The organism is Trichocoleus sp. FACHB-90 (assembly GCF_014695505.1).
GTDB classification, from domain to species: Bacteria; Cyanobacteriota; Cyanobacteriia; order Cyanobacteriales; family FACHB-T130; genus Funiculus; species Funiculus sociatus.
The window spans coordinates 157,852-180,928 of record NZ_JACJOK010000073.1 but is presented as its reverse complement, the minus strand read 5'-3'; the positions used below and the strand labels follow the sequence as shown (position 1 = coordinate 180,928).

Below are 23,077 nucleotides of genomic sequence, written 5' to 3'. Positions count from 1 at the left end.
TAAGTAGTTGAGACTTTCTTATTTTCCCGTATCACGACATCTTCTGAGTTATTCAGATATCTGTGTTACCGGACGGGGAAACTCGCGGATGGATTAATTGAAACCCGTGCCTCTTGAGGTTTATTATCCCGCGTCATGTCGGGAATTTTAATGTTAGCCGTATTAACGGTAACATTATTAGTTACAGCTTTCGGCTTGATTAACCGAGCCATTGCCAAGAAGTTGTTGACATCGCCCCACTTGTAGCGATCGCTTTCTTCCTTGTCGCGCCAGTAGTCGGCGTAGCTGGGTGTCACCAAGTTAAAGGGACGGTCTTTGAAGCGACGGCGCTGATAAGGCACTGTATTGTCGCCAAAGTTAGTTTGATACTCCTCACTATTTACGAGGGCATCAATAAAGCCGCCTAGTCCCAGAGTAGCAATCTTAATTGACCAAGCAATTTCTTCGTCTTTATTGTAAGGCGCACGTCCCAAGATGCGCTTGAGGCAAATTTCTACGACTCGATAGTTGGAGTTTTTCTCCACAACCAAGCGGTAGAACCCTGGTGTTTTCGCCAAACCCCGGATGAAATCGCGCACTGTAATGGAGCGATTTCTCAGTTGAGATTCCAAGGTTTCCTGACGAAAAGAATTGAGAATTTCGTGTTCGCTGAAAACCTGACGATAAGCTGACCAGATTAATTCTTCAATGTCCGTTTCATCAATGCAGTCTTCAATGCGATAGATGTAAGGAGTGTCTTCATTCGGCACTTCGTAACCCGCTACTCGCTGATTCTGCGAGGAGGGTTTATATGCAAGCAGAGGAATTGCCATAGTTAAATTGTTCGTTAAAGGGTTGCTAATTGAAGTATTGCTAATTGCGATGAACCATTAGCGATTAGCTTCTAGACTTTTGGCGTTTGGTAAAGATAGCGATAGGGTAGCGCCACCTCGGTGCGACCTACAATAGGTTGCGGGTTAGCAACTTTGCGGGTTGTGTCTGGAAGTTCCATGTTATTAGCTTGAGAAATTGCCCGATCGCGCGATCGCTGGTAGTTCATTCCGCCGGGAGAAATACTCCGTGCCATTGCTAGGAAAGAATCAGGAATGCCTTGACGAGCCGCTGCTGATTTCATATCTTTTTGGGGTGATGCTTGATGGTAGCTACGATTATCTAGGGCAATCAAACGACCGCGCCAGTAATCACTATACCGGGGGTTTACCAGGTTAAATGGTCGCTCATTATACCGTCGGCGCTGATAAGGTACGATGTCATCGCCGAAGTTTTGGCGGTATTCTTCGCTATCGACAACGGCATCGATAAAACCATGCAATCCCTTGGAAGCGATTACAATTGACCAAGCGATCTGCTCATCTTTGCCGTAGGTGGCGCGTCCGAGAAACCGTTTGAAGCTGATGTCAACTAACCGATAGTTGGAGTTAGTTTCTGCTATTAAGTTTCGGTAAACTTCCGATTTGCCCAGTCCCCGGATAAACTCGCGCACGGAAATGGCGCGATTTCGCAGCTGAGATTCTAGGAAGGATTGACGGTAGCTTTCTAAAATCAAATGTTCGCTGAAGATTTGCCGATAGCCAGCCCAAATTATGGCATCAATATCGGAGTCAGATGTTGCATCTACTAACCGATAAATCTGCGGGTCGTCCTCATCGGGTACTTCATAACCAGCTACGCGCTGATTCTGGGTTTTGGGTGTAATTTCAAGAAGTGGAATTGACATATTTTTAGTTGTTAGTTGTTACTTGTTAGTTGTTAGCTGCCCGTAGACGTTAGAAGGAGGGAACGTTTAACATTCCAACTCTTCACTGACCAAGGACTAATGACTAATAACTAATTGGTTAGCTAGCTGAACTCTGGCGCGAACAGCTATGTCTGGGTCTTGAGTCATTTCCTCTAGACGTTTTTGGATGGGCTGACGGACTTCTAACTGGGTTGCCAGACCTTGCAAGCCCACAACTGCTGCGTAGCGAATTGCCCAGTCTGGGTCTTGAGAGATGGAAAGCAGGGTTGAGAGTGCTAAGAGTTGAGCGGAGGGAATTTGTTCTTGACTTAACTCGTGCCAGTGCAGGTTTCCTAGCCCTTTGGCAGCGGCGCGGCGGACACTGGGCGCAAAGTCGGTGGCTGCTGCGACTAAAGCATCTAAGGCTCTGGGAGATGCGATCGCAGCTAATGCTCGAATCGCGTAAGCCCTAGCTCCGTAGTTGTAATCGTCCAGCTGTTCCAACAACGGCTGCACTGCTGCTTCCCCTATCTGAATCAGCCCTTCAACTGCTGCCACTGCTGCTGTTGGGTTGTTGTAGCCCAAAACGGCAATTAGCGTGGAAATCCCTGCGGTCTGCCGAGTAGCTGCTAAGGCTTGGACTGATGCTACTAAACGTTCGGGGGAATTCGCCTGCTCAATAGCATCAATCAGTTCTTGGGATGAGTCAGTCATTGGTCAGTGGAAGGATTGCTAATTGTCAATTGCTAATAGCTAATGGCTAATTGCTAACTGGTATTAGCTATTAGCCAGTGACTATAACAAAGCGTCCATCAGGGTCATTACCCGGATGGCATCCCTAGATAGCGATCGCGGATCTTGGGGGTCTACAGACGAGGCTCCCGTCTGTACCTGTTCCAACAGCCCTTTGAGGGCGATCAGCTTGAAGCTGTTTTCGGTTGCAGCAGATGCGATCGCTTCTGCTGCTGGCAGATAACCTATTGCACCCAAATCTGACAAAATTACCCGGCGCAGTTGCAGATCGCTTTCCTGCAAGGCTTGCACCAGGCGTTCACCATAAACTGGCTCTTTTGTTAACTGGTACATTGCTCTCGCCGCTGCATACTGCACTCGCGCTACGGGATGCTCCAGAAATGGTTGAATTAGGGCTGTTGCTTGGGTAGCTTGCAGCGTTCCCAATGCTTCCATCACTGCTTCGGAAGGTTGCTCTAAATGGGGTCGTCCTGGTACCCGCATGGCTGCGGCTACACCACCGTCGAGCAGTTTCATCAGCGCTGGAACGCAGGACAAATCGCCTAGCATTCCCAAAGACTGTGCGGCAGCTTCCCGAACGTAGAAGTCGGAACACTCCAGACAACGAATCAGTCCTGGTACAGCGCGGCGATCGCCCAGTTTCCCCAGTGCGCGTGCAGCATTACGGCGGAGGGGGTATCCACCAAGCTCTGTCCGATCTGCTTCATCCTCCAAAGCTGCAATCAAGGCTTCCACAGCAGCAGGCTCATTAACACGGAATTTGCCCAGCCACCAAGCAGCATAATAGCGGAGACTTAAATCTTCATGGTGGAGATTGGCGATCGCCATCTCCACCGTTAGCGGTTCGCTACCAGGCGGATCGGAATACTGCACTCTTGAGTAGACTCCAGCATCGTAGGACAGGATAATGCAAAGGACAGAGGATTGCTAGATTAAGCTTTAGGAGTGGGCTGCTGTGGCTTCGCTTTTCGCTTCACTATTATTTTCCAGCGTCAAAGGCTCAATGCTGACGATTCTGCCACCCATACGGTTAATCCGCTGCATTTCTTCATTCATGCGGCTGTATGGCACTGTGACATAAATGCTGCCACTGCGACGAATGGGATAGCTGAGTTTGTCAGATTCGTAAGTCTGACGCATACCCTCGACTTCGTAGCGAAACATCCGGTTGCTGGCGTCGCTGAGAGTACCGCTACCTAGTGTAGTTTGTCCAAACATTGTTGATATAGCTCCTGTAGTTATGGGGGCTGGGGGCTAGGGACTGGGGGCTGGGGACTAGGGGCTGGGGGCTGGGGACTGGGGACTAGGTAAGATTTTTTCCCAATCCCCAATCCCCAATCCCCTTACGCTGGCGACACGTTGACGATTTTGCCACCTTTTTTGGTGATTTCTTGGAGTTTTTGGGATAGCTGCTCGTAAGGCACCAAGAAGGCGTTTGTACTGCGGCGAACTTTCGGGAAGCCTGGAGACAGGATACCAGTTACTTCAATGCGATATACCCGTCCGCTTTCTTCCTGAGTACCACCGAGAGCTTTTTTCGGAGGTGCATCTTTGGAGAGAGTTCCGTAATTCCAGCCACCTGAACCGCCAGAGGGTTTGACAATTGTGGAAGCTTGGTTGCGACCTAGTTCGCGGGTGAGGCGGGGTGCTTTCCCTTCTACTTGGGAGCGATCGCTATTTGCATAACCGCGATACAGGCGGAACATCCGGCTAAAGCCCACGGTTCTCACCCCCGGCTCTACCAAAAATCCCCGGTAATAGGGGACTACGTTGTTGCCAAAATTGCCTTCATACTCGTTGCTGTCGATGATTGAATCAATTTCCGCATCGTAGCCTTCATCTTCACACAGTTGGGTATGGCGGCTTAACTCTGCCTCATCATAAGGAGGACGACCCAACAAATGTTTGAAATTGAGTTCAACAAAGCGTTGATTTGAATTTGGATAGAAAAACTTAGATTTGTATACATCCGACTTAGCGATCGCCCGGATAAACTCCCGGACTGTGATGTTTCCTTGTCGCAGTAAAGATTCTGCTACCGTGAGGCGTTCGGATTTCATCACATAGTCGTTGCCTAATACCTGACGATATGCGGCTCGGAACACCGCTTGCAGATCGTCTTCTGTCCAGTCAGGTCGCAGTTCGACTTTTGTATCATCAAATGCAGAAAGGCCCAACCGGCCTGCTGCTGCTAGATTTGACGCCACTAAACCGCTCATCTTTTCTCTCCCAACGCAACAATTTTTAAGTTTTTTTTATGGAAAATGAGAAAAACAATGCCCGGAAAAATTAGCAACTGCTAGCCTAACCGCCAACACTCGCTGATTCTTCCGGGCATAGCACCTGAATACTAGCTCAGGGCGTTGATGGCGTAATCGATGTAGGTGTTAGCTTCGTTAGCAGCTTGACCGGAAAGACCGTGATTTGCCTTGATGTGCTTCAGGGCTTCCACATACCAGCTGTTGGACAGCTCGAATGTGCGGTTGATTTCATCCAAACCAGCAATTAGATACTCGTCCATAGGACCAGTACCACCAGCCACACAGCAGTATGTGACCATCCGCAGGTAGTGACCGATGTCACGAGCGCACTTGGATTTGCCGCGAGAATCAGAAGCGTACTGAGGCCCCTGCATTTGGGTGGTGTAGGGGAACTTTTGGTACACAGCTTGGGCAGCACCGTCGATCAGTTGCTGAGCCTTTTGGGTCAGCGCACGAGCAGCTTCCATGCTGGCGGTGGCACGATCAAAGCGACCGTTAACGGCTTGCAGTTCGGTATTGCCCAGGAAACGACCTTGGGTATCAGCAGCTCCGATCGCTTCGGTGATTGGGGTTTTCATTGTTGATTTATCTCCCTAATGGTTTACAGATTTTTCCAAGAAACGCGATTTATCGCGTTATCCCACAGCAAGCTTGCTAGTTGTTATTAAGCAACAGCAGAAGCAGCACGATCGAAGTAGCTGGACACTTCAGACATCAACTGGCTGCAATCGCCTTGGCTGATACCACTGGGGTCGTTGGCGATCTTGATCGCTGCATCCTTCATCTTTTGAACGCCTGCGGCAACCGAACCACCGGGTACACCCAGTGCTTGGTAGGTTTCGCGAAGACCGTTCAAGCAGCGGTCATCCAACACGCTGGAATCACCAGCCAGGGTGGCATAGGTGACGTAGCGCAGGATGATTTCCATATCGCGCAAGCAAGCAGCCATGCGACGGTTGGTGTATGCGTTGCCGCCGGGGGAGATCAGTTGGGGCTGCTCTTCAAACAAAGCACGAGCTGCGTTGGCAACGATGGTGGAAGCGTTGCTGGTGATGCGGTTAACGGTATCCAGACGCTTGTTGCCATCTTTGACCATGTTGGTCAGGGCATCCAGTTGCTCGGTGCTCAGGAATTCACCTTTAGAGTCAGCCTGAGAAACCACCTTGGCGAATGCATCTAACATGAACTCAATCTCCTACTGATATTCGTTGAGTGTGATTTTTAAAACACGGTTTTAGTCGATGCGGAAAGGTCAAAATCAGACATCAGCCAAAATACACCTTTCAAGTTGCTCTCTCATCCCGCTTGTCACTTCACACGTGGGCAACAAAACGGTTGTCATGGAAATATGAGAAAAGTTCGTCCTTTTATGAGAGGTAGGCTTGCCTTGCTAAATCGGTGTTTTGTTTAACGTTTGTCTTTTATTGATCCCTCCGGTTATTTTTATACAACGCCTTTGGGACTTTGTGTTTTTAAGATTTGTGAATTTATTTCAAGACCAATGAATAAAAGTTCAAATCCTTTATACATAAGGCTTCTAGCTGCTAATTCTTGCCTATAATACACACATATCGTTACAAAAACCTTAAGTCTTTATACTTAAGACTTATAAAATTACTATCTTTATACTTTTTTAATATTCGGCTAGGAACTAGATGGAGCAATCATTTTTACAGAAAGATATCATATTTTCTCTAGAGTCGATTTGTAAAGATATTTTAAAAAAAACCTCTCGGATTTTGAGTTCAGATGCAGCAATCTGTCGCCGCACCACCGGGAAAAAAGTCAAAAATGCCGGGGGAGGGGAAAAAGGTAAAAGGCAATTATGTAAAAAGCATAAAAATTTAGGTGCGTTACTCAGTAGCCGTAATACACCGCTACTGAGTAACGCACCTAAAAATAGCGCGATCGCTCACCCGCCCCAGAAAAAACTAGCCCCAAGAGCAGTTTCCATGAGAAGTTACACAACTTCATGTTGCTCTTGGGTGAGTGCTTGCAATAGGGCGAATAACGCGATCGCGCTATTCGTGGCAATTTCTTGTAGAGAAACCACAACTGCATAACCCAACTCCAAATTTACTGGCTTGCCGAAGCGGTTTTGTCCAATACCTTTGCAATAGATTTTTCTTTAGAAAGAGGGAAATCGCCGTCGGAGAACTTCCAGCAGAGTACTGAAGCTATCAGGCAAAGGGGCAGTCACCTCTACTAAATCCCCTGATAGGGGATGTTCCAACCTGAGTCGCCAAGCGTGCAGTGCTTGACCGGGTAAATTAACTCCCACTGAATGACCAGAACTGTAAACGCGATCTCCAACGATGGGATGACCGATGTAAGGGCTGTGAACGCGAATTTGGTGGGTGCGACCAGTTTCCAGTTGGTAAAGCATCAAAGTGTAGTTTCCCAGGCGTTCCTGCACCCGCCAGTGAGTCACTGAAGGTCGTCCTCCCTTCTCTTCTGGGACAACAGCCATTTTCTTGCGGTCTACCGGATGACGACCGATGGGTTGGTCAATGGTGCCGCTTTCGGTGCGCGGCGAACCATAGGCAACGCCTAAATATTCCCGACGTGCAGTTTTAGCTTTCAGTTGCGCTTGCAGATGTTTGTGCGCTTGGTCGGTTTTGGCAACAACCATCGCCCCAGTGGTATCTTTATCGAGACGGTGGACAATTCCCGGACGCTGCACGCCACCAATTTCCGCGAGGGGACAATGGGATAAAAGGGCGTTGACGAGGGTTCCGGCTTCGTGTCCGGCGGAGGGGTGAACAACTAAACCAGCAGGTTTGTTGATAATAATCAGGGAATCGTCTTCGTAAAGAATATCCAGGGGGATAGCTTCTGCTTCCAGGTCGAGGGGAATAGCTTCTGGGATAGCTAGGGAGATGCGATCGCCTGCTTGCACAGCTGCTTTTTTAGAAGTGCAAACAGTATCGTTAATCTGCACGTTGCCTTCTTCGATCAGCTTTTGGATGCGCGATCGCGATAAATCTGATAATTCTTGAGAAAGATAGCGGTCGATACGGGTGTTGGTTTCTTGAACTTCTAAATTAATTTCTGTCACAGTTGCGTTGGATCAATTCCTCTTTCTTGAAGTAAAGCACGTAAAGCTTGTAACTGGGTTTGGGCTTCTTCGGCTCTAGCTTCAGCTTCTTCGGCTCGTTGTCGCTCAATTTCTCGTTGTTGAGCTAGTTCTACATAAGTAGCAAACCGCTGTCCATCAGGATAATAAAGAACGAGTTCGGTGTTATATAGCTCAAATCTTATTCCCAATCGCGGACTTACCCAACCTAACATTTCCTCAATCTCTTCTAATTCCTCCCCAGAGCGCAGCCAGCCTGTCAATTCACCGCTATCTGGGTCATATAAATAGTATTCTTCCGCCCCATAGCGTTCATAAAATTTGTATTTCTTGATCATCTCCTTTGCAGTATTGCCTGGAGATAGTATTTCAAACACTACTTGCGGAGGAATATTATTTTCCCGCCACTGTTGATAGGAGCCGCGATCGCCTTTTGGTCTTCCAAAAACCACCATAACATCTGGAGCTATTCTGGTCTTGTTGTCGCCTTGAATGGGATACCAAAGTAAGTCCCCAGCAACGAATACATTGGGATCAGTTTGGAATAACGCATCTAATCCCCCCTGAGTGGTGACAATGTAGCGAAACTGCTTGGTATTATCTGACATTGGCTGTCCGTCGCTGTCGGGATAGATAATTTCTTCTTTGAGAAGAGATTGCGGCTGTGTAACCATAACTTTACCTTTGTTGTTGGTATGTTTTGGAGTGTATCTTTTTTGAAGCGCGATCGCACTTTATAAATCAAGCCACTTTAGACGCAAAAAATACTGAGTAAGAAAGGGCGATCGCATTATGTTAATCATTACTTCATCAAATTTACTAAAAATTTTATAACTTGCTTTTGTGAAACTTTATAAGAAAGCAATACCTCCGCAGATATAAATTCTTGGACAAGCACAAAAAAAAAGTTTTTTGCGGCGATCGCTGTCGCTTTCCTAAACTTTTCATCACCTTCAATAATATTAGCTCTTAAGTCTATGAATTCTTGAGTCATGACTGATTGACCTCACTTGTGCATAAGAAAATTACCGCATTTTTGCAAAGAAGCAGTAGAAGCGATCGCATTCTCCGTTTGAAAGATGCGATCGCCTTTATTAATTAACAAAATTAGCTAGGAAATTTTATGCGGGAACTTGGATTTTCTGAGTACCTGCAAGCCCAAAGGCCGTGTGAATTGCTTGTAAGGCAAGAACACCTTGATCTTGGGCAACAACGCAGCTAATTTTGATTTCAGATGTAGTAATCATCTGAATATTTATTTGGTGCTGGGATAGGGCTTCAAACATTTTGGCGGCGATACCAGGTTGTCCCACCATTCCGGAACCAACGATACTAACTTTAGCGATCGCTGTATCCACTAAAACTTCACCGCAGCCTAAGGATGGTGCGAGTTTTTCGAGTGCTGCTTTCGCTTCTGCTGCATCTGCTTGGGCGACGGTGAAGGCAATATCGCGAGTCCCGATCCCATTCACTACACGACAGCGTTGGGATTGGATAATCATATCCACGCTGATATTTTTCTCAGCTAAGAGTCCAAACACTTGAGCTGCCATCCCTGGGCGATCGGGGATGTGACGAATCGCCAGACGCGCTTGATTGAAATCGAGGGCAACACCGCGCACTGGGGGAGCGGAGTGCTGAGGACTGAGGGCTGAGGACTGAGTAGAAATTCTCCCTTGTTCTTCGACCCCACTTTGTACGATTCTGTTTTGGTGGAGAGGGGAATTGTTCACCTCAAAGATTTGGCATAAAAGAGCGATCGCGCGATCGCAATCATCCGCATCAATGACGCAACTAACTTTCACTTCCGAGGTGGAAATCATCTGAATATTGATCCCAGCACTAGAAAGTGTGGCGAACATCTGCGCCGCTACACCGGGACGCCCAATCATTCCCGCACCCGCGATCGAGACTTTGGCAATTTGCCGGTCTACCATCACCTCCGCTTCTCCGTCTTCTGGGTTGTTTGAGCTGCGAAGGGCGGGCGCGATCGCTGCGGCTACAGCTTCCGCCCGATTGATGACGTTTTTGCTAACTGTAAATGCAATATCGTTCGTATTGCCTTCGTGAATCGACTGGATAATTAGGTCAATATCTAAGGCTTGATGGGCAATTTCACCGAATAACCGCGCCGCCACGCCCGGACGATCTGGCACCCGCAACAGCGCTATTTTCGCTTGGTCGGTATCAAATTCTACCCCATCGACAGGACGGGCAATTTCTAAATCTTGGAGCGATCGCGGCTTAGGCATTGGAGAAACGACCCTAGTCCCCGGATCGTCTGTCCAGCTAGAACGCACCACCAACTCTACGCCATAATTCCGGGCAATTTCCACAGCGCGAGGATGCAGCACTTTTGCCCCTAAGCTGGCTAACTCAAGCATTTCATCGGAGGTAATCTCCTCCATCAGCTGGGCTTCTGGCACTAGCCGGGGATCGGTCGTAAAAATTCCTGGCACATCGGTGTAGATTTCGCAACAGCTTGCTCGTAAAGCTGCCGCCAGTGCTACCGCCGAAGTATCGGAACCGCCGCGCCCCAAGGTGGTAATTTCCAACTCTTCGGTGCTGGTGATGCCTTGGAAACCCGCCACCACAACCACCTTACCCGCGTCTAAGTGCCGTTCCACCCGCTGTGTCTGGATATGCAGAATCCGGGCGCGGGTGTGTTCGGCTTCGGTAACAATTCCCACCTGTGCGCCGGTCAGAGACACCGCGGGCTGTCCCAATTCCTGCAATGCCATACTCAGCAGGGCGATTGAGACTTGCTCGCCAGTAGAGAGCAGCATATCCATTTCCCGACGAGAGGGATTTGTAGAGATTTGGTTGGCTAATTTCACCAATCCATCAGTCGTCTTACCCATTGCCGAAACTACGACAACCAGCGAGTTGCCCATCTGGGCTGTTTTTAAAACTCGCTGAGCGACTGCTTGAATGCGTTCCACCGAACCAACTGAAGTGCCACCGTATTTCTGGACTATTAGCGCCATAATTCTCTCACCAATCCTGCCTAGGGATATACCCACATTGCCTTAGCCTGAGGCTACACAAACCAAGCCTGCCCAAGCTCGTAAGCGCACCAAAGGTGCGACAGGCTGACACGGCAAGGCATTCTAGATCATTTAACCTAATTAAATTATCAGACTTGCTGGGACAAAACAGGCTGACTTTAGATTGTGTCGCTTAATTATCGTCAAACATCTATCGCAGGTAGTGTGGAGATAGGGCGAAGCGCTTAAGGATTTTCAAGGATGATGCGATCGCTTCCTCCTCCCTGACAAAGGTCAGATCCACACAGTGAATGCTACAGAAAGTCACCACCATGCTGGACGACAACCTGCTGCATAATCTGCCGTCTAGTGCAGAATTGCCAGACTCTGACGATACTTCTGTGGACAATAAACTACAAAATATCATTTCCAATTAACCAGACACCAGTTACTGCCAGTTGTATTACTTGTGTAGTATTATGAAATTTCGGTAGTAATTAAAGTAAATTTAATGTTTACTCGCATTGAAAAATTGCCCATACGGGCATCAGAATTGAAAACTTGCTTCTACTGTGGGAATTCGCTACCAGCCACAGCAAAAGAACATATCTTTAATTCATCTTGGGGCGGCTCACACAAAACAGGATACTTGATTTGTAATGAATGTAATATTAGCTTTTCAACACAAACAGACCCAGCTTTTTCTGTTTATGTAGAAGCTGTAATGAATTCTTGGTCGTTTAAAGGAGAACGTCATAAAGATGTACCAAAAATTATATTAGAAGGAGATTATTTTTTAGATAAAGGAGGGATACTTAAGCTTAAAAAAGCAATTATTGAAGAAGAAATTCAGTCTGATGGAACGATTGAGCCACATTTCGTCTTTAACTCTAGGAGTCAAGCCAAACATTGGATAGAAGAAGGCGGTATGGCTACTTGGCTAGGAAGATTACCATCAGCAGAAGAACAGAAATATTTCAAGGAATTAATTAAGCAGGCAACTCCATATGCGTCAGATGCTAAGCCTCAGCAATTGTCTTCTAGGCTAAATCTTCGGGAGCAGTATCGTTCATCGGCTCATACAATCCTCAAGTGCCTCAAATTTTATTTACCAGAGTGGGTTTCTAGTGATTTGACTAAACCAGTTCAAAAATTTGCGCGATATGACCAAGGTGATTGGAGGTTTTTTGCAGTCAATGTTGAGCAACTTTTCTCTATAGCTGAACAGGCGGCAAGCATCTTCGGATTAGGTGTTTACCATAACTCAGTAGAGGTTTACTGGTGTTCTCATTTAAAGATGGTCATTGGTGTGCTAACTATCCTTCATCGAGTCAGAAGGACAGTTGTCATTGCTCAAAACTATTCTGGGCCAGATGCCATCTTATATGTTGCTGAAGATACACATGGTTCTAAAAAACCTCCTCAAGCACTGTTTGCTGAATTTGACTCAAAGCAATTTTCTCTACCCTTATTAAGCGCGCAATATTTCGCATCTCCCATTGAGACGTATCAGTTCTTTGAAAATGAGCTAGCAGGTCTTATGGGAGTTTATTATCCAATTGACGCTATTACAGCTCGTTTAATTGAAGGAATCAAAGCAGTTAACGAAAAAACTCCTCAACTCAGTGAAATAGTACTTGAAGAGTATAAGAACTTATTTCTAGACTGTGTTTTGAACTTGGGGAAAATTAGAGGAGTACCTGTAGATGCAGCTAGGGTATGTTCCAAGCTTTTTGAGTATGGTTTTTCAACTTTAGCTACACAGTATATCGGTAGGCTTTGTACAGATTCGGATGCTGCTTCTCTTATGGGAAGGGCTTTTGACCGTGTTGTGAGAGATTTTGACTTAGATAAACTCTAAAGAAAGTGCGATCACCCTTTAGCCATCGGCTAGGTTAAATCATGAAGCCTAACACATTCTGAATTTATTTTTTAACGCTAATGTCAACTAATTTTTATTCTTGATTAGCTATTTAGGAGTTGCGATCGCTTGCTTGGCTGTGAATATTTCAGGAATGCTATCCCACTCTTCTGCTCACGATCAATCCATTATTTCATCTGTCGCACGCTCACCCGACTAAAAGCGATCGCGTTCACGAAATTAATTTAATTCTCGCTTGCTAATTTTTGTCGTAACTCCCGAATCGCAACGCTAGTATTGCGCTCATAGGCAATTTGGAAACACTCCGCGATGAGTGCTAAAACATTCATATTGGGGAAATAGCGGCTGCTGGTTACAACCGTGTAGCGATCGCTCTGCAAGCTGTAAATCTTAAGTTGGTTCTTTTTATATAACCAAACTTCCGGCACTTGATAAGGCAGGTAGTCGTTTACATCCGTGTAGCTGATTACATCTATCTCAATTACCAAATCGGGGGATGGTTCTATTTCCCAATTGATGCGGTCTTTGCCTGCAACTGCTACCCAGTTATCGATATAAAAACAGTAATCCGGTTCAATGCCGCTAATTTCTGGGAGTTGCATCGTAATCGGGGTAAATGCCTCGTATTCTCGCCCCAAGTGATCCAATAAAACTTTGACCACATCAGCAATCACATTTGCTTCTCGTCCGTGTCGGGGTAGCGGTGACATTAACAGAATCTCTCCGGGTCGATACTTGATACGAGGAATTGAGCGATCGCCTAGTTGCTGAGTTAGTGCTTGATAGTCCTGCCAACTACCGGGTAGCCGCACTACTGCACCTGCGGGTAACTGGATTTTCTCTGGTGTGATAACTGCAAACATTGGACTTATACCTCCACCTCCACTGTAATCCTTGTATCGCACCTAACCATTGTGTCGCAGCACAACAAAAATGTTTTGCTCCAAAAAAGCATAAATCGTCTCATCAAAAAGCTGACTAATCCTTTTATAAACTCATAAAAATTGATGTTAGAAAAAATTTGGAAAACTATCTGGAAGAAATGAATTGGTAATTCAGGCAATGTGAATATCCGATTTTAGAGTGGCAAGTCAAAAGGACGATGCGCTGACGCGCTACGGCGCTCTTTTACTCCCGATCATTCCATCATTTCATCTGTCGCAGCTTCACCTGGATAGAAGACTTCGCTTACAATCTCCTCCCATGTATAAGGAGAATCTTGGGGGAATGTTTTAACTGGCAGATTGGTTTCTCCCGATGCCAAATTTTTGCCGCTTTCATATACCTTTTGCAGTGCGTCCTGAAGATAAGGCTTGAGGCTAGGATTTTCCTCTAGCAGTTCTTGAATATCGCGGCGTTGTACTCGAATAGTTGCTAACCAACTACGGCTGCGTCGTTCTGATTGGTATTCCCACTTCAACAAATGCCCAATTAACACACTCAAGCGATTTCGTAGTTCTGCACGTTGTTGTTTTCCCAACGATTCAATCTCCTCGATTAAATTGGGTAAGTCAAGCTGAGTCCATTGCTGCTGTTGGAGGAGGAGTGCTTGTTGCTGAGTCCAAGCGTAGAAGTCGGTTTCGTAGAGGTTCTGCATCAGGCTTCCCGCTGTCTGTTGGTTTTTTGGTGTTTGCATCGCGCCGTCAAAACCAGGAAATCGTTATCCCAATTTTAGAACCCCTGGCAAAAGCGCGATCGCGTTTTATCGTTCACCATGCGATCGCTTCCCACCAAATACCTCTTCGGTAATACTTTTTTTACTAAATAACCCTACCTGTAGCCGCTGCTACCCTTGCTTTAAACTAGGCACACTAAGGTAATATGAACATCTGTAACGGAAGCCTTGCCAGTTGGTAAAGAAATGTTAGTTCAACCGTAGCCACGGGCAACATAAAACAAAGGATGTCAATTTTATGGTAGTAGCAGTGGAAAATCAGTCTCCTCACCATGTTGTGATTGTCGGTGGCGGCTTTGGCGGACTTTATGCTGCCAAGGCATTGAGCGGCGCACCTGTCCATGTGACACTGGTCGATAAACGTAACTTTCATTTGTTTCAGCCACTCCTTTATCAAGTCGCCACCGGAACTCTATCCCCAGCAGATATTTCATCTCCCCTGCGTGCGGTACTCAGCGAGAGCAAAAATACTAAAGTGCTGATGGGAGAGGTAAAGGATATCGATCCACAACAGCGCAAAGTTATCCTCGGTGGCGAAGAACTGATATACGACACATTAATCGTTGCCACAGGTGTGAGCCATTTTTACTTTGGCAATGACCAATGGGCAACCGTAGCGCCAGGATTGAAAACCGTTGAAGATGCGCTGGAAATGCGGCGTCGCATTTTTATGGCGTTTGAAGCGGCAGAAAAGGAAACCGATCCCGAAAAACGGCGTGCCTGGTTAACGTTTGCGATCATCGGCGGAGGGCCGACGGGGGTAGAATTAGCGGGAGCGATCGCAGAACTCGCTTACAGCACCCTCAAGCGAGATTTCCGTAACATTGACACCGCTGAAGCCAAAATTTTGTTGCTGGAAGGGATGGATCGCATCCTACCTCCCTACGCACCAGAGTTATCCGCAAAAGCAGAAGCCTCTCTTCAGCGCTTAGGTGTTACTGTGCAGACAAAGACCCTGGTGACGAATATTGCAGAGAATATTATCACCACAAAACATGGGGATAAAATAGAAGAAATTCCAGCGAGAACTACCTTATGGGCGGCTGGAATCAAAGCTTCCCCAATGGGAAAAGTTCTCGCAGAACGCACCGGCGTTGCAATCGACCGGGTGGGGCGAGTTATTGTCGAATCTGACCTGAGTATATCAGGACATCCTAATATCTTTGTGGTGGGCGACTTGGCAAGTTTTTCTCATCAAAATGAGAAACCACTACCAGGTGTTGCACCCGTGGCGATGCAGGAAGGGGAATATGTTGCCAACCTGATCAAACAGCGGATTGCCGGTTACAGTATGGCACCCTTCCAGTATCTTGACCGAGGAAGTATGGCTGTTATCGGGCGGAATGCTGCGGTAGTAGATTTGGGTTATGTGAAGTTTTCCGGTTTGTTCGCTTGGCTCACCTGGGTATTTGTTCACATTTACTTCTTAATTGAGTTTGATAATAAACTCATCGTGATGCTCCAGTGGGGTTGGAACTATTGGACTCGCAAACGTGGGGCAAGATTGATTACAGGTGATGAGGTAATTGGAAAGGTAGGAGTTGACGCCAACGGCGATTATTACGTGCCGCTGAAGAGTAAAGAAACGGTGGAAGTGTAGCTGAAATAGCTTAAACTCAAAGGTTCGCCAAGACGTATTGTTCCGACGCGAACCTTTGCCCCAACCTTTGTGTATCTTTGCGTTTAAAAAGACGAAATTAACCTTAGACTCGTCGATGAACTTGGGTAGCAGTAGCTTGATCTGTTGGCACTAAAAGTATCTCGCTGATATTAACGTGAGCGGGTCTGGTGACGCAGAAAAATATAACATCCGCAATATCTTCTGGTGTCAAAGGTGTTAATCCTTGATAAACTTTTTTAGCTTGGTCAGTATCACCGTGAAAACGGACATTACTAAATTCAGTTTCGACTAAACCAGGATCTACCGAAGCTACGCGCACTGGTGTTCCCAAAAGGTCTTGTTTCAAGCCTTCAGAAATTGCTTTTACGGCGGCTTTAGATGCACAGTAAACATTACCGCCAGGATAAGTTTGATGTCCAGCAATTGAGCCAAGATTTACTACATGACCCCGCCCACGATTAACCATTCCTGGTACGAGGAATCGGGTACAATATAGTAAACCTTTGATGTTGGTGTCGAGCATTTCTTCCCAATCTTGAATACTGCCTTCATGGAGTTTATTTAAACCGCGACTTAAGCCCGCATTGTTAATCAAAATGTCTACATTAGACCAGTCGGCGGGTAGGGAAGAAAAAGCAGATTCGACAGAAACGCGATCGCGCACATCCAGAGGTAACAAATGCACAGCAGTTCCCTTCAACATCTGTGCAAGTTCTTCTAACCGCTCTTGCCGTCGAGCCACCAAAATGAGTTTGGCACCAGCTTCAGCAAATATTTTGGCACAAGCAGCACCAATGCCACTACTAGCGCCTGTAATTAACACAATTTGGTCTTTGATTGAAACCATAGAATTTTAGATTTTGGTTATCTCGTTCCCAGGCTGGGCTTGGGAATGCAATTCCGGAGGCTCCCGCCTCCTTTCTCCGATAGCACTACAGGCGGGAGCCTCTCATACTGCGTTCCCAGTCTCCCGCCTGAGAACGAAGAGATTATTTAGTTCCCGCGTTGCCTTCTACAACTCGCAGGCGCTGAGTTACCATTGTGGTGCCTTCTTCCCGAATTAACACCGTTGACACCCAGTAGTTACCTTGAGAAAGGGGCGCGCGACCTACTTTAAAAATCCCACCAGAGGATAGTAACTCTAAATCCACAGGCGCAGGTTTGACAAAGCGCTCCGCCTTGACAGGTTCCTCCACGGCTGCTCCCAGCATAAGATCGTCGCCCAGAGGTTCCTGCACAACAGCATCCAAATTATAAGACTGACCAACACGTACCTGCTCTGGCAACTTCATATTCACCGTGGGAGGCTTGGCGCCAGTCGTCATCTGAGTGCGTTCTGCTAAGATTTCCTGCTGGACAATTTTTTGATTTTGAAAACGCTGGCGCGATCGCACTGTAGACTCAATTTTCGTATCTTTGCCATCCACTTTCCCTGTACCAGTGATAGTAGTCACCGTCTCCGCAACAATCTCATCTCCCTTCGCTTCCCAAGATGTGAGTTCTGTCCGGTAGTTCAGTTTTGGGTAGCGCTGCCAGATTTGAGATAAACTCTGTTGCATACTTTGGCGATTTAAGCCGTCAGAATGGGTAAAATTCTGGCTATAGAACTGCATCACCGTCTTCACATCCTGGCGATTGGCCGCAGCATCAATTTGCGCTAGAGCATTTTTTAGCTCAGCGGGTGCTGTTTCTGGACTAGCGGCGCGGACGGTAGCAGGATGAAGCACCGAAAGCGTAAAAAGTATAAAAGCAAAAATTTTCAACTTTTGCTTAACCATAGAGAGTCGAAAGTTGTTAGAAAGAGTTATCGAGTTAGGCATCGGGGACGTGTTTGAATAGTTGGATAAAGGAAACGGATATTGAGCAACGTGCAGGGAGTAGAAATCCTGGCTACTCTCCAAAGCTAACTTACAACTAATTTTTGATCTTATCCGCGCCAGGACAGCCAGTAGGAGAAAGAAACTTTGGCAAATGAACTGAAAAAATTGCTAATAGCCGCGAGTGGTACTGGGGGGCATCTATTTCCCGCACTTGCTCTAGCCGAACAACTGCCAGACTACCAAATTGAGTGGCTTGGTGTCCCTAACCGCCTGGAAAACCAGTTGGTTCCCGCTCAATATCCCCTCAATACCATAGCTATAGAAGGCTTTCAAGAACGCTTTGGATTAGGGACACTAGGAATTTTGCTGCGCCTTAGCAGTTCCATCCGCGAGGTGCGACAGATAATTAAAGAAAAGAATTTTCAAGGCGTATTCAGCACTGGCGGTTATATTGCCGCACCAGCGATTATAGCTGCGCGATCGCTTGGAGTGCCAGTTATCCTCCACGAATCCAACGCCCTCCCCGGCAAAGTAACTCGCTGGCTGAGTGGATGGTGTACTAGCGTCGCTTTAGGATTTGAATACGGAGCGCATTATCTACCTCGCACCGGAACAGCATACACAGGCACTCCGGTTCGCGCCCAGTTCCGCACCCAGCAAAAGCTGGATCTGCCAATTCCGGAAAACGTGCCTTTAATTGCCGTTGTCGGCGGCTCACAAGGCGCTGTCGCCGTCAATCAATTAGTGCGCCAGTGTGCGATCGCTTGGTTGGATGCAGGTGCCTGGATCGTCCATCTGACGGGCGATAATGACCCAGATGCCCAAAGTCTCCAGCACCCTCAATATTTTGCCATGCCTTTCTATGACAACATGGCAGCACTCTTGCAACGGACTAACCTGGCAATTAGCCGCGCTGGTGCTGGCACACTCACGGAACTGGCTGTAACTCATACACCCGCTATTCTCATTCCCTACCCCTACGCCGCCGAAGATCACCAAGTCTACAACGCGGCAATCTTTGACTCAGCGGGTGCTGGTTTGGTATTTCGTCAGGCAGAACTGACACCCCAGTTACTAGAAAGTAAAGTGTTGAATTTATTGCATTCACCCGATTTGTTGCAACAAATGGCACAAAAAGCTGCCAAGTTGGGATTTCCTGATAGTGCCGAGCGTTTAGCCGATTTAGTACGTCAGACCCTGTAGGGACTAGAGACTAAGAGAATGGTGGGCATTGCCCACCATTAAAGTCATTGGTGGCATTGCTGTAAGTTTTTAAGGGGTTCGAGGATCTCCAATTACGACTAAGCGAACAGTAGCGGGCGCTCAACAGGAAAATTGGGGTGCATCTACACCTTGGCAGAGCAAGTGTTTTGTGCAGAATTGTTAGTTTTGAGTAGGAGCAACTTTCTCAAAAGTTGTCCTTACAGTTGTTATTGGTAAGCCATGAAACTCACACTTTTTGCCACAGCTACCCTATTAGCTACATTTGGCTTTTTGGCTCCACTCAAAGCTCAAAATACCGAACCTTTCAACTCAACAACGCCCTCTTCTCAAACGCCACCAACTTCAGATCAAGTTTTGGAAGCTTGTTCTAGAGATGCTGCGGATACTTTGCCAAACCCTTATAGGGATGTGTCACCCTCAGACTGGGCATATAAAGCGGTTCTCAGTATGTATTATTGTGGCGCTTATAGAGGGTCAATTCCACCCGCCAAAGTTAAACCATTTCTGGAACAACAAGTTCCTAGAAGCAGCAACCCAACTGAAACTAGAGGAGAAGTTCCCCAAATTGAAGCCTAACGACTAAAGTCGCGGCTATGCAAACAAAGCGTGCGTAGACAGGCTTATTCTAGCCCGTGCAGATAGGCTTTGTTTGTATAGCCCCAGGCTGAAGCCTGGAGGGTTCTAACTAACGCATTTCCCGCCCTACAATATAATTGTTCTATGCACAAGTGAGGTCAACTAACCATGACTCAAGAACTCACAGATTTAAGAAATTATATTCTTGAAGGTCGCTATGACGATGCTTTATCCCTATTAGATGAATTGGACGGGATGAGTAAAAAAGCAACTTTGCGAGCTATCAAAAACTTTCTCATTAGAATGCTGATTCACTTGATAAAGAACCAAGTTGAGCAGCGTTTAACTAATTCTTGGGCTGCTTCCATTCGAGATTCGATTCGTGAAATTCAAGACCTGAATCTCAAGGAAAACAAAACATCTTACTATATTAAGCAAGAGGAATGGGACTCTTACCTGGAAACTGCTTTTGATGATGCAGTTTTTGCAGCTAGTGTGGAAGTTGCTAATGGAGCATATAAGCCAGCTCAATTAATTAAAATAGTAGACAAAACACAAATTATAAATATAGCCAATAAACTCCTAAATTTAACTTATTCTCATGCAGAAAAAGCGTTAGGTGATGTCATATCGGAGGAATTCAGTCAATTACCAGGTGGGGAAGATTGGAATTTAGAAGTGTGAAATTGAGGTTTGATGATGATAATCGATCGCTAAGATATCGTATCTTATATATTTACACGCAAACCGCCTGAATCTTTCACATCCAGGCGGTTCAATTATAGGGTTATATTTTCAACTACGTCTAGATAAAGTTGTAGATCAGGTTGCTGACGAAAGAAAGCGCGATCGCACCGATTACCGCACTCCAAATCCCCAAACGCAAGCGGAATCCATGTACCAGAGACGCTGCGATCATGAAAGTTGCAACCGTAACAATAAACGTGAAAAGCCCTGACAGCAAGTTAAACGTCAAAAAGTTGGGAATTGCAAACACAAGTCCCATAATTGGTCTAACTATAGCAGCAACAATTCCCAGCACGGCTGCTGAAACAAATGCTTTCGGGGTGCTATCAATTTCTACACCTACAGGTATTTGGGAAATAATCAGTAAGCTAGAAGCTGATACCAGCCATGCAATCAAAAGATCAATAAAATCCATATTTTTATTACTCCCTTTCTAGAAGTAGAGGCGTGAAAAATTATCTTTATAATTACTACCGTAAGTTAAAGATCGCGCCTCTACCTCTATAAATTGGCAGAATCAACTCTACCTCTTGGGAACTGAATCAGCCTTTGGCGGAGCAATGGTAGCACCAGGGACTGGGACAGCGGGTGCAGTAGGATTAACACCTGGTTGTCCGGGTACAGGCAATTGCGGCTGACCAGGATTGTAAGGGTAGGTGGGAGCTGGTGCAGCGTAGGGATTATACGGTTGGATGGGAGCAGTACCGGAGTAAGGTGTAACTCCCGGAGCAACAGGAACCTGCGTATTAGAGCCAGAAGTCCCGTCACCGGAACCGGGTAAAGTTGCTAAAGACACGCGATCGCCTCCCACCTCGCGTAGCAAATCCAACACCTGAATCACATCGTTGTAACTCGCAGTCCGTGACGCATACAGCACCATCAAACCATTGGGATTTGTCGAGCGATAATTCTTTAGTGCCACAGATAGCTGATCTTTTGAGCCGATCGGCTGTTGTTCGATATAAACTTGACCCACATCATCCAAACTTACCATCAACATCTCTCGCATCTGCGGAGTGCCGCTACTAGCTTTAGGCAAATCCACACTGATAGCTTGCTGACGAGTTAGCTGCAAACCAGCTAACAGAAAAAACGTCAGGATACAAAATATCACATCTATCAGAGGAATAATCTCAATCCGCACTTCGTCAGACGGAGTATCCAAATTTACTTTCATTGTTGGAAAAAAGAGGAGAATTGCTAATTGAAGTATCGCTAATTGTTAAAAATCCATTAGCCATTGACTAAGGACTAATTTTAGCGATCGCTAGGCTCAGAACTGTCGATTTTCGGTTTGATGGCATTACTATGACGGTTAATGCCAAATTTCGGCCATTCCTGCCTGTAAAGTAACTCCAAGTCATTCCCGGCTTTGCGGAAAATTTTGATTTGATTAAACAAAAAAGCTTGAAACAGCCGATAGAAGACCAGACTAGTAATTGCGACCACCATTCCAGCCGCCGTACTGATGAGAGATTCACTAATTCCCAAAGTTACTCCAGCAGTCGAAGACGTTCCCAAATCGCCCAAACGAATACCACTCAGGGAGCGGATCAATCCCAAAACTGTACCCAGCAAACCTAGTAGAGGCCCGAGGGCAATTACAGCTTCTAAGAGTTTGTCGCCTTGGCGCATCGCAGCCAATTCCTCGTCCGCGGATGACTCCAGGGCCAGCTTAAACACCTCTGGATCGGGGTTAGCCAGCCGCAAGGGAGCATACAAAAAGCGCCCAATAGGTTGTCTTCTCGCCTGTCCGGCAATCTCTGCGGCAACGTCCCAGTTGCGGCTCGCCGCCTCCAGTATGCGATCTACAATCTCTCTTTCCTTGTTTAAGATTCTCGCCCAAAACCACAGGCGCTCCAAAATTGTTCCCAGAGATAGCAGCGATAAAGCCAGCAGGGGCCACATCACCGGTCCGCCCTTTTCAATCAGTTCTTGAAATGTCACAGTGGATTCTTTCCTCCTCACTCCCCGGCTTAGGTTTTCTTTGTTCTGTTAAAGCCATTCCAATTCTAGTTAAGCATTGTCATTCATAAGAGATACCTTCTTCTGCTGTTGTCGCATCATAAGCGTCAAACTTCGGGGGGATATCCACACCTGCATACTGCTGGTAGATTTGTCAATAATAAAAATAGATCGAGGGTTAAAGAATGAATTTTTCAATCCAATCACTTTACAACTGGTATCGCAACACAATTCGTAATCCCAAGTATCGCTGGTGGTTGATTCTGGGGACAGTGGCCTATCTGTTCAGCCCGATTGACATTGCTCCGGATTTTATTCCTGTTGTGGGACAGATTGACGATGCCTTGCTTTTGACACTGCTGGTTTCTGAGATATCCCAGATGCTGTCGCAGCGTCTCAAGTCTCGTAACGAGGAAACAGTTAGCGAAGCTGATGCTGCTAACCAAGCTTCAACAGCTTCTTCAGACACCGTTGATGTTAAGGCTGTTCCCATCAAGTAGATTACGTACTTGACAAGTTTTTCTTAGGCTCCCTGGGAAAAGGGGGTTGGGGGGATTGTACACGTGAGCTACATAAACTGAGATCCCCCTTTGCCTCCCTTGGGAAGGCAGGGTGGTTTCATAGGATCGAAGAAAATATCGAAAATTGTGACATTTTGTAGGGGCATGGCAATGCCATGCCCCTACCGCCAACCGAAATCAACGTTACAGAATTTTCTTTTAATAAATGCAACCACCCCCCTTTGCCTCCCTGGGAAGGAGGGTAGTATGCCA

Annotated in this window: 28 protein-coding genes and 1 pseudogene; 9 read left to right on the top strand and 20 right to left on the bottom strand. The window is 46.5% G+C overall.

The features are described from left to right. Positions 1-65: 65 nt before the first annotated feature. From H6F74_RS22160 to H6F74_RS22125, 8 genes are all read right to left on the bottom strand, one after another. Complete coding sequence (locus tag H6F74_RS22160; protein WP_190444313.1) at positions 66-812, bottom strand: phycobilisome rod-core linker polypeptide; 747 nt, start codon at positions 810-812, stop codon at positions 66-68. Positions 813-883: 71 nt separating this feature from the next. Further along, positions 884-1,717, bottom strand: a complete 834-nt coding sequence (locus H6F74_RS22155; protein WP_190444312.1) for a phycobilisome rod-core linker polypeptide — start codon at positions 1,715-1,717, stop codon at positions 884-886. 96 nt (positions 1,718-1,813) lie between these two features. Further along, positions 1,814-2,431: a HEAT repeat domain-containing protein gene (locus tag H6F74_RS22150; protein ID WP_190444311.1), complete on the bottom strand. Its 618-nt coding sequence runs from the start codon at positions 2,429-2,431 to the stop codon at positions 1,814-1,816. An 81-nt stretch (positions 2,432-2,512) separates the two neighbouring features. Beyond that, positions 2,513-3,298, bottom strand: a complete 786-nt coding sequence (locus tag H6F74_RS22145; protein ID WP_190444353.1) for a HEAT repeat domain-containing protein — start codon at positions 3,296-3,298, stop codon at positions 2,513-2,515. A 111-nt stretch (positions 3,299-3,409) separates the two neighbouring features. Beyond that, a complete protein-coding gene (locus H6F74_RS22140; protein WP_190444310.1) occupies positions 3,410-3,688 on the bottom strand; it encodes a phycobilisome linker polypeptide in 279 nt (92 codons plus the stop codon). 125 nt (positions 3,689-3,813) lie between these two features. Then, positions 3,814-4,689, bottom strand: a complete 876-nt coding sequence (locus H6F74_RS22135; RefSeq protein ID WP_190444309.1) for a phycobilisome linker polypeptide — start codon at positions 4,687-4,689, stop codon at positions 3,814-3,816. A 131-nt stretch (positions 4,690-4,820) separates the two neighbouring features. After that, complete coding sequence (cpcA, locus tag H6F74_RS22130; protein ID WP_190424724.1) at positions 4,821-5,309, bottom strand: phycocyanin subunit alpha; 489 nt, start codon at positions 5,307-5,309, stop codon at positions 4,821-4,823. Between the two features lie 86 nt (positions 5,310-5,395). Then, complete coding sequence (locus H6F74_RS22125; RefSeq protein WP_190424722.1) at positions 5,396-5,914, bottom strand: phycocyanin subunit beta; 519 nt, start codon at positions 5,912-5,914, stop codon at positions 5,396-5,398. A gap of 472 nt (positions 5,915-6,386) precedes the next feature. Here H6F74_RS22125 and H6F74_RS22120 point away from each other — a divergent pair, with 472 nt between their 5' ends. Next, the gene (locus H6F74_RS22120; RefSeq protein ID WP_190444308.1) at positions 6,387-6,794 is read left to right on the top strand and encodes a hypothetical protein; all 408 of its coding nucleotides are present in this window, start codon (positions 6,387-6,389) and stop codon (positions 6,792-6,794) included. A 65-nt stretch (positions 6,795-6,859) separates the two neighbouring features. Here the strand turns inward: H6F74_RS22120 and H6F74_RS22115 are convergent, their stop codons facing one another. From H6F74_RS22115 to H6F74_RS30665, 5 genes are all read right to left on the bottom strand, one after another. Beyond that, entirely contained in the window at positions 6,860-7,789 is a 930-nt protein-coding gene (locus tag H6F74_RS22115; RefSeq protein WP_190444307.1) for an RluA family pseudouridine synthase, read from the bottom strand. Continuing rightward, the gene (locus H6F74_RS22110; RefSeq protein ID WP_190444306.1) at positions 7,786-8,481 is read right to left on the bottom strand and encodes a Uma2 family endonuclease; all 696 of its coding nucleotides are present in this window, start codon (positions 8,479-8,481) and stop codon (positions 7,786-7,788) included. Before H6F74_RS22110 ends, H6F74_RS22115 begins: the two co-directional genes overlap by 4 nt. A 128-nt stretch (positions 8,482-8,609) precedes the next feature. Then, entirely contained in the window at positions 8,610-8,801 is a 192-nt protein-coding gene (locus H6F74_RS22105) for a hypothetical protein (RefSeq protein WP_190444305.1), read from the bottom strand. Between the two features lie 127 nt (positions 8,802-8,928). Continuing rightward, positions 8,929-10,794 (bottom strand): aspartate kinase, encoded by a 1,866-nt coding sequence (locus H6F74_RS22100; RefSeq protein WP_190444304.1) that lies wholly within the window; start codon positions 10,792-10,794, stop codon positions 8,929-8,931. A gap of 211 nt (positions 10,795-11,005) precedes the next feature. Next, on the bottom strand, positions 11,006-11,128 hold the full coding sequence (locus tag H6F74_RS30665) for a hypothetical protein (RefSeq protein WP_277875841.1): 123 nt from the start codon (positions 11,126-11,128) through the stop codon (positions 11,006-11,008). Between H6F74_RS30665 and H6F74_RS31150 the strand changes: the two are divergent. Then, a pseudogene (locus tag H6F74_RS31150) lies at positions 11,127-11,228 on the top strand (Uma2 family endonuclease); the annotation flags it as partial. The gene H6F74_RS30665 and the pseudogene H6F74_RS31150 sit on opposite strands and share 2 nt — an antisense overlap. 77 nt (positions 11,229-11,305) lie before the next feature. Further along, positions 11,306-12,655: an HNH endonuclease gene (locus H6F74_RS22090; RefSeq protein WP_190444303.1), complete on the top strand. Its 1,350-nt coding sequence runs from the start codon at positions 11,306-11,308 to the stop codon at positions 12,653-12,655. 245 nt (positions 12,656-12,900) lie between these two features. On the opposite strand, the gene H6F74_RS22085 is transcribed toward H6F74_RS22090, so the two are convergent. Continuing rightward, positions 12,901-13,539 (bottom strand): Uma2 family endonuclease, encoded by a 639-nt coding sequence (locus H6F74_RS22085; RefSeq protein ID WP_190444302.1) that lies wholly within the window; start codon positions 13,537-13,539, stop codon positions 12,901-12,903. A 275-nt stretch (positions 13,540-13,814) separates the two neighbouring features. After that, a complete protein-coding gene (locus tag H6F74_RS22080) occupies positions 13,815-14,312 on the bottom strand; it encodes a DUF29 domain-containing protein (protein ID WP_190444301.1) in 498 nt (165 codons plus the stop codon). Here H6F74_RS22080 and H6F74_RS30660 point away from each other — a divergent pair. Further along, positions 14,303-14,425: a hypothetical protein gene (locus H6F74_RS30660; RefSeq protein ID WP_277875839.1), complete on the top strand. Its 123-nt coding sequence runs from the start codon at positions 14,303-14,305 to the stop codon at positions 14,423-14,425. The genes H6F74_RS22080 and H6F74_RS30660 overlap by 10 nt on opposite strands. A gap of 164 nt (positions 14,426-14,589) precedes the next feature. After that, the gene (locus H6F74_RS22075) at positions 14,590-15,951 is read left to right on the top strand and encodes an NAD(P)/FAD-dependent oxidoreductase (RefSeq protein ID WP_190444300.1); all 1,362 of its coding nucleotides are present in this window, start codon (positions 14,590-14,592) and stop codon (positions 15,949-15,951) included. Between the two features lie 103 nt (positions 15,952-16,054). On the opposite strand, the gene H6F74_RS22070 is transcribed toward H6F74_RS22075, so the two are convergent. Together H6F74_RS22070 and H6F74_RS22065 are read right to left on the bottom strand one after the other, a co-directional pair. Continuing rightward, on the bottom strand, positions 16,055-16,819 hold the full coding sequence (locus tag H6F74_RS22070) for an SDR family oxidoreductase (protein WP_190444299.1): 765 nt from the start codon (positions 16,817-16,819) through the stop codon (positions 16,055-16,057). A 142-nt stretch (positions 16,820-16,961) separates the two neighbouring features. After that, complete coding sequence (locus H6F74_RS22065; RefSeq protein ID WP_199301495.1) at positions 16,962-17,750, bottom strand: nuclear transport factor 2 family protein; 789 nt, start codon at positions 17,748-17,750, stop codon at positions 16,962-16,964. 186 nt (positions 17,751-17,936) lie between these two features. Here H6F74_RS22065 and murG point away from each other — a divergent pair, with 186 nt between their 5' ends. The 3 genes from murG to H6F74_RS22050 all read left to right on the top strand — a co-directional run bounded on the left by murG (position 17,937) and on the right by H6F74_RS22050 (position 20,276). Further along, entirely contained in the window at positions 17,937-18,995 is a 1,059-nt protein-coding gene (gene murG, locus H6F74_RS22060; protein ID WP_190444297.1) for an undecaprenyldiphospho-muramoylpentapeptide beta-N-acetylglucosaminyltransferase, read from the top strand. Between the two features lie 240 nt (positions 18,996-19,235). Beyond that, complete coding sequence (locus tag H6F74_RS22055) at positions 19,236-19,592, top strand: S-layer protein (protein ID WP_190444296.1); 357 nt, start codon at positions 19,236-19,238, stop codon at positions 19,590-19,592. A gap of 168 nt (positions 19,593-19,760) precedes the next feature. Continuing rightward, a complete protein-coding gene (locus tag H6F74_RS22050; RefSeq protein ID WP_190444295.1) occupies positions 19,761-20,276 on the top strand; it encodes a DUF29 family protein in 516 nt (171 codons plus the stop codon). A gap of 121 nt (positions 20,277-20,397) precedes the next feature. Here the strand turns inward: H6F74_RS22050 and H6F74_RS22045 are convergent, their stop codons facing one another. The 3 genes from H6F74_RS22045 to H6F74_RS22035 all read right to left on the bottom strand — a co-directional run bounded on the left by H6F74_RS22045 (position 20,398) and on the right by H6F74_RS22035 (position 22,286). Then, on the bottom strand, positions 20,398-20,754 hold the full coding sequence (locus tag H6F74_RS22045; protein ID WP_190444294.1) for a phage holin family protein: 357 nt from the start codon (positions 20,752-20,754) through the stop codon (positions 20,398-20,400). Between the two features lie 108 nt (positions 20,755-20,862). Next, positions 20,863-21,516, bottom strand: a complete 654-nt coding sequence (locus H6F74_RS31145) for a biopolymer transporter ExbD (protein ID WP_190444293.1) — start codon at positions 21,514-21,516, stop codon at positions 20,863-20,865. An 80-nt stretch (positions 21,517-21,596) separates the two neighbouring features. Next, the gene (locus H6F74_RS22035) at positions 21,597-22,286 is read right to left on the bottom strand and encodes a MotA/TolQ/ExbB proton channel family protein (RefSeq protein ID WP_190444292.1); all 690 of its coding nucleotides are present in this window, start codon (positions 22,284-22,286) and stop codon (positions 21,597-21,599) included. A 203-nt stretch (positions 22,287-22,489) separates the two neighbouring features. Here H6F74_RS22035 and H6F74_RS22030 point away from each other — a divergent pair, with 203 nt between their 5' ends. Continuing rightward, entirely contained in the window at positions 22,490-22,804 is a 315-nt protein-coding gene (locus H6F74_RS22030) for a YkvA family protein (RefSeq protein ID WP_190424631.1), read from the top strand. Positions 22,805-23,077 lie beyond the last annotated feature (273 nt).